General features: G+C 55.7%; 11 protein-coding genes. 5 read left to right on the forward strand and 6 right to left on the reverse strand.

Going from position 1 to position 8550, the window contains the following annotated elements; translation table 11 throughout:
* Positions 1-1092 (reverse strand): autotransporter assembly complex family protein (locus tag Q7T06_RS07890; protein ID WP_304783042.1); only part of this gene is annotated, 1092 nt, incomplete at its 3' end.
* 224 nt (positions 1093-1316) lie between these two features.
* Here Q7T06_RS07890 and Q7T06_RS07895 point away from each other — a divergent pair.
* A complete protein-coding gene (locus Q7T06_RS07895) occupies positions 1317-2216 on the forward strand; it encodes an SAM-dependent methyltransferase (protein ID WP_304783046.1) in 900 nt (299 codons plus the stop codon).
* A gap of 55 nt (positions 2217-2271) precedes the next feature.
* Here Q7T06_RS07895 and Q7T06_RS07900 read toward each other — a convergent pair whose 3' ends face one another.
* On the reverse strand, positions 2272-3093 hold the full coding sequence (locus Q7T06_RS07900; protein WP_304783049.1) for a cytochrome c: 822 nt from the start codon (positions 3091-3093) through the stop codon (positions 2272-2274).
* Between the two features lie 121 nt (positions 3094-3214).
* On the opposite strand from Q7T06_RS07900, the gene Q7T06_RS07905 reads away from it, so the two are divergent.
* Positions 3215-3487, forward strand: coding sequence for a GIY-YIG nuclease family protein (locus Q7T06_RS07905; protein WP_304783052.1), 273 nt, complete (start codon positions 3215-3217; stop codon positions 3485-3487).
* 43 nt (positions 3488-3530) lie between these two features.
* Here Q7T06_RS07905 and Q7T06_RS07910 read toward each other — a convergent pair whose 3' ends face one another.
* Entirely contained in the window at positions 3531-4226 is a 696-nt protein-coding gene (locus tag Q7T06_RS07910) for a YbaY family lipoprotein (RefSeq protein ID WP_304783055.1), read from the reverse strand.
* A gap of 222 nt (positions 4227-4448) precedes the next feature.
* Between Q7T06_RS07910 and Q7T06_RS07915 the strand changes: the two genes are divergently transcribed.
* Positions 4449-5531 carry a lipid A deacylase LpxR family protein gene (locus Q7T06_RS07915; RefSeq protein WP_304783058.1) on the forward strand — a complete coding sequence of 361 codons (1083 nt, stop codon included), beginning with the start codon at positions 4449-4451 and terminating at the stop codon, positions 5529-5531.
* A 54-nt stretch (positions 5532-5585) separates the two neighbouring features.
* On the opposite strand, the gene Q7T06_RS07920 is transcribed toward Q7T06_RS07915, so the two are convergent.
* Together Q7T06_RS07920 and Q7T06_RS07925 are read right to left on the reverse strand one after the other, a co-directional pair.
* Positions 5586-6215, reverse strand: a complete 630-nt coding sequence (locus Q7T06_RS07920; protein WP_304783061.1) for a carbonic anhydrase — start codon at positions 6213-6215, stop codon at positions 5586-5588.
* A gap of 185 nt (positions 6216-6400) precedes the next feature.
* On the reverse strand, positions 6401-6667 hold the full coding sequence (locus tag Q7T06_RS07925; RefSeq protein WP_304783063.1) for a zf-TFIIB domain-containing protein: 267 nt from the start codon (positions 6665-6667) through the stop codon (positions 6401-6403).
* A gap of 14 nt (positions 6668-6681) precedes the next feature.
* On the opposite strand from Q7T06_RS07925, the gene Q7T06_RS07930 reads away from it, so the two are divergent.
* Positions 6682-6912: a hypothetical protein gene (locus Q7T06_RS07930; protein ID WP_304783067.1), complete on the forward strand. Its 231-nt coding sequence runs from the start codon at positions 6682-6684 to the stop codon at positions 6910-6912.
* Positions 6913-6950: 38 nt separating this feature from the next.
* Complete coding sequence (gene nhaR / locus Q7T06_RS07935; protein ID WP_304783070.1) at positions 6951-7850, forward strand: transcriptional activator NhaR; 900 nt, start codon at positions 6951-6953, stop codon at positions 7848-7850.
* A gap of 75 nt (positions 7851-7925) precedes the next feature.
* On the opposite strand, the gene Q7T06_RS07940 is transcribed toward nhaR, so the two are convergent.
* A partial coding sequence (locus Q7T06_RS07940) for a LysR substrate-binding domain-containing protein (protein WP_304783073.1) occupies positions 7926-8550 on the reverse strand: 625 nt, incomplete at its 5' end.

Consider the following 8550-nt stretch of genomic DNA (forward strand, 5'->3'; position numbering starts at 1 on the left):
CGCACTATCGGTGTATTCATAATGCGCGCCTACGCTGGGACGCCAGCCATTCTTGAGCGCCGGCAGATAGACATCCGAGCCCAGCACGCGCGTATCCCGGTCTACCCGCAGCTGCGATTCCAGCCGCCAGTCGCGGCCGAGGAAATTGCGGTTGAGCCATTTCACCTGTCCGCGCGCGCCGGAATCGGTCGAAAAGCCCAGGCCCAGCGACAGGCGTTTGCGTTCGTTTTCAGTGAGGTCGAGCCGGACCGGTACATCGTGCGGCTGCTGCGGATTGATTTCTACAGTGGCAAATGCGGAGCGGAAATAGCCCGTGTCTTGCACGCGCGCCTGCAATTCATTGAGTTTTTCCTGGGAATACGGCTCGCCCGCCTTGATCGGGTTCAGTTCTTCCACCATGCTGCTTGCATAACGTTGCAAGCCGGCGATCTGCAATGCCCCGAAGGTGAATGCCGGGCCGGAATCGACTTCAAGCGTCAGCGCTGCGCTATTGCTCGCCGGGTCTATGCGGACCTGGCTTTGCGTGATGCTGGCAGCAGGGTAGTCCCTGACCAGCAAGGCTTTCAGCAAGCTGTTCTTGGCTTCATCCCAGGCTTTTTGCTGAAAGATGTCGCCGACTTGCAAGCTCCACAGACTGCGCAAGCGTTCCGCCCGCGGCTGATTGTTTTGCGTGATGTCGCCGCTGAAAACGATGTTGACCGACGCTATCGTGGTTGCTGCACCCAGCGCGATATCGAAGCGCGCCTGCCACGGCGTAGTCTGCTGATCCAGTGCATGTGTAATGGTGGGGGAGAAATAGCCTTCGGTCGCCAGCAGTGCGCGTATCTGGTCTGGCGCAATTTCGACCAGTCTTTGCACTTCTTCTGCACTCAATGCATCCGTCGAGAGGCGGCGGCTGATTTCCAGATGGTCTTTCAGCAGCGTATCCAGCTTGCCTGCGCCGCTGATGGTGACGGTGTAAGCGGCGGCGGCCTGCGCTTGCGTCAGCGTCGGCAGGCAGCATGCAAACAGCAGGGCGCAGTAACAAGCGAGTCTTTTGTGAAAAATGAATCTGTTGGGCAAAATATAGGCAGCGTGGATATGTGTGGGCAAGTCTACATGGCAAGAAAACCATGTCAGTTTCGCAAGAGCGACGTCAGCATGGCGGAATATCTGCGCGACGCGAAGCTTATCAGTATTTTCCGCTGCCATCGCAGCAGCGCTAGGTCCGACTGCAGGGATGCAGCCATAGTTCCCGCGCTGGTCGGGATGGAACTTGCCGCTGGCCGGCAAAATCCCTATAGTGGGCGCACACCAAGATCACGGAAGTCAGCCAGATGAGTAAAACGCCAGCAACAAAAGCAGCCAGCAAGGATGCAACGAAGGACGCCAGCAAGGAAGCGCATGAAATAAGACCCGGCCAGTCGATAGAGTTGTTGAAGGAATTGCATATCCTCACGCGCGACGGCAAGCTGAACCAGGATAGCCGGCGCAAGCTCAAGCAGGTCTATCATCTGTATCAATTCATAGAACCGCTGTTGCTGGAGATACAGGCCGATCATCCTGACATCACGCTGGCCGATCACGGCGCCGGCAAATCCTATCTGGGCTTCATCCTGTACGACTTGTTCTTCAAGGAGCGCAAGGATAACTCGCACATTTACGGCATAGAAACACGTGACGAACTGGTACAGAAATCGCAAGCCTTGGCGAAAAAACTGAATTTCCCCGGCATGTCTTTCCTGAACCTGTCAGTCGCCGAATCAATCACTTCGGATCGCCTGCCGGAAAAAATCGATATCGTCACTGCGCTGCATGCATGCAATACCGCCACCGATGATGCGATCCATTTCGCCCTGCAGAAGCAGGCAAAATTCATCGTGCTGGTGCCGTGCTGCCAGGCTGAAGTTGCCTCGGTGTTGAAAAAAAACAAGGGCCAGACGCTGGCGAAGAATGCGTTGACGGAAATCTGGCGCCATCCCTTGCATACGCGCGAGTTCGGCAGCCAGGTCACGAATGTATTGCGCTGCCTGCAACTCGAAGCGCATGGCTATCAAGTCAATGTGACGGAGCTGGTGGGTTGGGAACATTCGATGAAAAACGAATTGATCATAGCCAGCTACAAGGACTTGCCGCGCAAGCGTCCGACCGAGCGCTTGCAGGAAGTCTTGCAAACGCTGGGGCTGGAAGAAATGCAGTCGCGCTTCTTTACCGGCGTGCCGGCGGAGTCGCACTAGGCACCATCCCAGCGCCATCCCCAGGCGTTACATCAAATCAAACTGCCTCAGCAATCTACTTGCGTTGCGCCATGTGACGCAGGTAGGCCAGCACATCATCAAGCTGCGCATCGCTTAACACCTGTTCAGGAAATCCCGGCATCCTTAACTGCGGCCATGTGCGTACCGCGGCTGGATTGCGTATGAATTTGCGCAGGAATTCCGGCTGGAAGTATTCAGTCGGATTGAAGGGGCGATTCAAATCCGGCCCGACCTGGGCATCGCCGCCGCCATTGACTTGATGGCAGACTGCGCAATTGGTGATGTAGGCTTGCATACCGCGATATTGCGCACTGTCGCTGGCTAGGGATGGGTCCGGCAGGATTTGCGGATAGCGGGTTTGCAGCGCGGCTACTTCACTGATCGCGGCAATCTGGTACGGCCATTGCTCAGGCGAGATGGCGCTTTTTTCAGGTGCCAGCCAGACCAGATAGAACGGCCCCGCGCTCCGCCCACCGGCTTTCAGTGCCGGCCATGGCGCATGCGCCGCTTCGATGGCCAGCCATGGTTCTGCCGGGCCGGACAGTAACTGTGCCGGGATATTCGCAACGAAACCATGCTCGGTCTTGAATTGCACGGTATCGACGCCGCGCAAGTCGCGCAGGATAGCCAGCAAGGGCAGGGCACGGTATTGCATCGCCCGCTGGTAGGCGGAATCGGCCGGAACCGTAATCGTGCGCAAGGCTGGATGCTTGAGCAAGTCGCTGCGCGTCAGCTGCTGGTGCTGTTTGCTGAAAGACAGTTCCAGTACGGGTTCCGCTGCGCTGGCTGCAGCAGCGGACAGCAAGAGCGCGATGCACAGCAACGATGAACGTATGCCGGAGTAGATGGTTGTCATGGAAATCACCCGGATGCAAATGGAGTCGCTCCAGTATAGCCAAACTTCGATCAGGAATTGTTTTGCAAAGCGCAGGCATGCCGCGATGTGCAGATGTATACGCTCTTGATACTATTGCGCCATGACATGGTTTCTTTATCTGCTGGAATGCCGCGATGGCAGCATCTACACTGGCATCGCAGTCGATGTGGCGGCACGCTACGCCGCGCATGAAAAGGGCAAGGGCGCGCGCTACACGCGCTCGCATCCACCGCGCCGCCTGCTGGCGGTTGTTGAATATCCGGATCGTTCGACGGCGTCCAAAGCCGAGTATGCAATGAAGCGCCTGAGCGCAGCAGAAAAGCGCTGCTTCTGCTTGCAGCGCGATGCCTTGTGGGTGTTGGGCCTGCCTTGATCCTGTCGCCAGCGCGTTTGCGCCAGCCGTAATATGGGCGTAGTTATTTCGATAGCGTAGGCAGTGGATCTGCCTTGCAGCCTTTGTAGCTGACGCCATTCATTTCAAACAATGCCGTGTCGCCCTTGCTCCAGAATGTCGTGACGCCGTCGGTGTAACGTGCGCCGGAGCCGGAAATCACGCGTGGCAGCGTCAGGGTCCGTGCCGGCAACAGTATCTGCACGATGTTCGCTTCGAATTTCGCGATGAATTCAATCTCGTCGCATTTGTATCCTATGCTGGTGTGTACGGGTGGCGTTGCAACAGGATCAGGATGGATTACGCGTTCCATCACGATGGCGAGCGGTTTTTCCGGCTCGTTGAACAAGACTGGATAGGATGCAGTCGAGGCCCACATCAACTCATCCTCACTATCCAGTATGGCTGCGCGCACTGCATAACTATGCTTTCTGTTGATGGCGGACGGGATGTAGCGCAGATTGAACAGGACAGGAACTTGCGCGCTGGGACGCAAGGTTTGCTGGGCGACGAAGGCTGCGCTTTTATCGCTGCGGCTGACATCTTCCAGACTCACGACTATCTTCGCATCCGGCGGCAGCGCAATGCGTTCACGATAGGCGACGCTGCCCGTCACATAACCGGACAGCGCAGGGAGATTGTCTGGCTGGAGTTTTTTTGCGCAGCCGCTGGCAAGCAGGCACATGGCCAGCAAGGCGATCGTTGCGTGAAATGGTTTCATCTTGCGATCCTGAAAATAAGAATGAGCATTCAGTTTAACGCTTAAAAGAACAAGCCTGGATACTGGCGCAGCTGTTAATCATATGCAGCGCCACCTTGACGTAGCAAGTGGGCACAAGTAGTCTGTGCCATCCTGCCGCCAGGGGGCGTGGGCAGTGCGACTGGATTTACGTTTTCGCCAGTACATATCAAACAAATAAAATCATATCCAGATTTAAATCTCATGCATATAGCTCGTTTTTTCCATATTTCTGTGGCGGCATTCCTGCTGCTTTTTAGTCTCACTGCGCAGGCAGAGGAGCAAAATAGCGAAACCTGCACGAGCAAGCCTGGCGTGAGGGCGCTGAAGAATTATCCGGACGTGTTCAATTTTTATTATGAAAACGATATGTTCACCGGGACGGATCGCAATTACACGAGCGGCATGAAGTTCTCATGGATCTCTGCCAATCTGGAGGATTACATCAACGATCCTTGCCTGCCGAAATGGGTGCGCCAGCTCAATCGCATTTCGGAAACGGTGCAACCCGGCGCCTTCGATACACGCAATATGGTGGTCAGTGCGGGGCAGGCGATGTACACGCCTACCGACAAGAAGCGCACTGACTTGATCAAGGATGACCGGCCTTATGCAGGCTGGCTGTACCTGGGGCTTGCCTACAATGCGCGCACTGAAAAACAGATGGATGTGGTTGAAATCGATGTCGGTATGGTCGGCCCGGCATCAATGGCGCGCGAGGCGCAAAACTGGATACATCAGATACGTGATATCGAGCACTTCAACGGCTGGGGTAATCAGCTCAGGAACGAACTCGGCATCCAGTTGGTGAAAGAAAGAAAAATGAGGGTGCTGGAAATCTCCAACCCCGGCTGGCCGAAAATCGATGCGATCACGCACTATGGCTTTAGCCTGGGTAATGTGAAGACTTACCTGAATGCCGGGATGGAAATGCGCATCGGCAGTTATTTACCTAACGATTTCGGCACTTCGCCTATACGTCCGGCCAGCGACAGTAATGCGCCGCTGCCCGAGCATCAATCGCGCCGCCTGTCGGATGGCGGCGTGCATGCTTTCATTGCCGTCGATGGCCGTGCAGTGGCGCGCGATATTTTCCTCGACGGGAATACCTTTTCCGATAGCCATAGCGTGTCGAAACGCTATCTGGTTGGCGATGTGGCGGCAGGTCTTGCGTGGCAGTGGGTAGGCGGCAAGATCACCTATGCCCATATCCTGCGCAGCAAGGAATTCCGTGAACAAAAGGATGCGCAGAATTTCGGCTCGATTACGCTGAGCCTGGAATACTGATGACGGCTGGCTGACGGCACAGCCGCCAGCCCAGATGCAGGTCGGAACAGGGATTCAAGCGCCGGCCGGTATGCCATCAAAAAATTCGACAGCGCCGGTTTCCAGCGAATACTCGGCGCCGACGACCAGCAAGCCTTCATTCTGAATCAGGTTTTCCAGCAAGTCTGAACCATGGCGCAGATGATTGACCGAGGCGCGTATGTTGGCGCGCACCGATTGATGGACCAGCGCATCATGGTCGTGCTTCAAGTCCGTTTCGAGCAAGGTTGCCACAGAAGGACTGATGCGGTCGACTATCGATTTCAGATTGCGCGACTGGTTTTCACTCGGTCTTTTCAACTCTTCCAGCGTGGCCAGAATCGCACCGCATTGTGAATGCCCGAGCACGACCACCAGTTTTGTACGGAAGCGCTCGGCGGCAAATTCGACGCTGCCGACTTGCGAGGGCGCGACGATATTGCCCGCTACGCGGATAACGAATAAATCTCCCAGGCCCTGATCGAATACCATTTCCGCCGGTACGCGTGAATCGGAACAGCCCAGTATGATCGCAAACGGTTCCTGGCTATCGGCGACTTGCTGGCGGCGTGTGTGTGCAGAGGTGTGTTCATCATTGCGGATGTCGGCCACGAAGCGGCGGTTGCCTTCGCGCAAACGTTCCAGTGCTGCCAGTGCTGTATTCATTGAGATGATTCCTATAGTCTTGTTTTCGCGTGCTTGATGACCGCTGACGTCCGCTACTTTAAAGCATTGGGCATGGATGTGCGCTGGAAAATTTTCATCTATGGCAGCGTGCGCCGGGCAGAGACCGAGAGTGCAGAGCAGGCAGTGTGGTGGCAGGAAACCGGCCCGCCGGGGCGGCGACGCCATCAGAAATCGAACAATTCGCCTATCAAGTCTTTTTTGTTTTTCTGGCCATAGCCTTCCTTGCTATAGCCATGCAGCGCTGCATCCTGTTTGTGGCTGTGCTCGCCGCGATGGCGGCTTGCGGCTGGCGCTTCGGCGGAACGATCGATCAGTTTGTCGAGTTCGTCGCGATCCAGCCATACGCCACGGCAATTCGGACAGTAGTCGATTTCTATCCCATGTCGATCCGACGTGAGCAGGCGCATTTCGCTGCAGCTTGGACATTTCATTACTTGTATCCTCGATGTTTGCCCGCCATCCAGGGATGGCAGGGCGTATCAGTAAAACAAGAAAAATCAGCCGCTGTCCGGTCATTTTCCGCTTGTTGCGGTTTGTGTATCCAGGCAAGTCGGGCGGGAAGCGCGTCATGCAGAGCTGCATGATCCGGCTTCGCGTTTGCCTCTGCCTGCCTGCTGTGAAGTATAAAGAATGGCAACTTTACGCACTCTTTATTTTCTTGAAAATTCGAATATAATCAGATTTTCGTTCGTAAAAACTGAAGTGAGAGTGGCGATGGGCACAATGAATTACAAGCATTTGCATTACTTCTGGGTGGTGGCGAAATCAGGCGGCATAGGGCGTGCAAGCGAACGCCTGCACTTGACGCCGCAAACCATCAGCGGCCAGATCACCTTGTTTGAAGACGTGCTCGGCTACAAATTATTCAATCGGATAGGACGGCGCCTGGAATTGAACGATGCCGGGCGCGTGGTGCTCGGTTATGCCGATGAAATCTTTACGCTAGGCGAGGAGTTGCAGGAAGTGCTGCGCTTCAGGCCGGGCGGCTGGCCACTGCAATTCCGCGTCGGCGTCGCCGATGCGGTACCCAAGGCGATTGCCTATCTGTTGCTGGAGCCGGCGATGGAGTTGCCGGAATCGCTGCGCATCGTTTGCCGCGAAGGCAAGCTGACCAATCTGCTGGCCGACCTCGCCGTGCACAGGCTCGATATCGTGATTGCAGACAGCCCGATGCCGGCCAATATCGACGTGCGCGGCTATAACCATTTGCTGGGCGAATGCGGCGTGACGTTTTTTGCCACGGCAGAACTGGCGAAACAATACAAGAAGGGTTTCCCGAAAAGCCTGGATGGCGCGCCTTTCCTGATGCCGGGTGAAGACGCTGCGGTGCGGCCGCGCCTGATACGCTGGTTTGAAAAGGAAAAAGTGCATCCGCGCATCATCGGCGAGTTTGACGATGGCGCCTTGCTGCAGGCATTTGGCGAAGCCGGCAAGGGAATTTTTGCCGCCCCGTCAGCAGTCGCCGAGCAAATCAAGAAGCAGTATGGCGTGACTGAAATCGGCCGTACCACGCTAGTGACGGAACAGTTCTATGCCATTTCGGTGGAAAGACAGTTGTCGCATCCTGCGGTGGTGGCGATCAGTTCAGCTGCGCGTGAAAGTCTGATTCGGTAAGCATCGTCAAATGAAAATAATCGGATAGAGAAAAGAGAGCGAAAAAAAAGAAGACGCATGCATGCGTCTTCTTTTTTATTTTAAAAATGGATAGTGTTGCTCCATCAGGTTGGCCAGCCAATCCATGAATATCCGCACGCGTTGTGGCAGATGGCGGCGATGTGAGTACAGCAGCGAAACTGTCATAGGCGCCGGGATGTATTGAGGCAGGATGCTGACGAGTCGGCCATTTTCAAGATGATCGCGCAGGCCGGATAGCGGCGACTGTACGATCCCGAGACCACCCATACATGCCGCTTCATAGGCTTCGATATTATTGACGGTGACCGCGCCCGACATCGGCAGCGAAATTGTTTTGCCATCGACGACATATTCGAAACCGGCAGAGCGCATGCCGAGCACCGGTGTGTAATGTATCAATTGATGCGAGGCCAGATCGTCCAGCGACTGCGGCATGCCGTATTGCTTCAGATAAGCCGGGCTGGCGCAATTGACCATTTGAAACGCACCCAGCTTGCGCGCAATCAGCGACGCATCGACGGTATCGCCGACGCGCAACACGCAATCGAATCCTTCCCGCACCACATCGACCCGGCGATCGACGCTGCTGATCTCGATTTGCACATGCGGGTACTGCGCGACAAATTCCGCCAGATGCGGCATGACGATCTTGTGCGCCACCGCGGTCGGCATGTCGACC

Source organism: Herminiimonas sp. (assembly GCF_030645555.1).
In the GTDB taxonomy this organism is placed as follows: Bacteria; Pseudomonadota; Gammaproteobacteria; order Burkholderiales; family Burkholderiaceae_D; genus Oxalicibacterium.